A 613-nucleotide genomic window follows, 5' to 3' on the forward strand; every position below is an offset into this window, starting at 1 on the left:
TGAATCCTTACTATATGATGCTCTTATGTTATGTCCTATCGATCATCCACTTTTTAATAGGCTACCGGGAAGCCCTGAAAATAAGCGGGGCTGACGGGCTGGTCAACGGAACCGCAATGATCTCCTGTATTCCGCTTGGCGCGGTTTTCGCTTTTTTCGCGCACTTTTTTTGGAAAATGACGATTTAATTTCGGGAATGAATTTTTTCGCCAACAAACATGCATTTCCGTGTTATTCACAGACGGCGGCAGTTTATGCTATGATTAATAGAACTTCAATTTACAAAAAATTCACAAAGATTGGAGGGAAAAGAATGGCCAAAGCCGTGGCTTCTCAAGAAGTCGCCAATATGCTGAACGACTGGTACATACTGATGAAAAAACGAGACATTTCAGGTTCAATCGAAATGAAAGATGACATAGATAAAGCAATTGAAAAGATGGAAGAAGATCATGACGTTCTTCTCTATTATCAAATGCTGGATTTTCGCTTAAGGCTTCTTCTTGAAGATATCTCCCAATCTTCCACAGAAAAATTGGAAGCCATCAGTTTTAAGGACAAAGATCCAAAAAGTACGGACGATAAGCTGAATTATTATTTTTATCTGTTCAAA

2 protein-coding genes are annotated in these 613 nt (G+C 38.8%); both read left to right on the forward strand.

Translation table 11 applies throughout. The annotated features are described in order from the left end of the window. Positions 1 to 188 (forward strand): hypothetical protein (locus tag ACWHAR_RS29120; protein WP_452088702.1); only part of this gene is annotated, 188 nt, incomplete at its 5' end. Positions 189 to 313: 125 nt separating this feature from the next. Continuing rightward, positions 314 to 613: response regulator aspartate phosphatase (locus ACWHAR_RS29125; RefSeq protein WP_452088703.1), on the forward strand; the 300-nt coding region annotated here is incomplete at its 3' end.

Source organism: Bacillus sp. LR--39 (assembly GCF_053613335.1).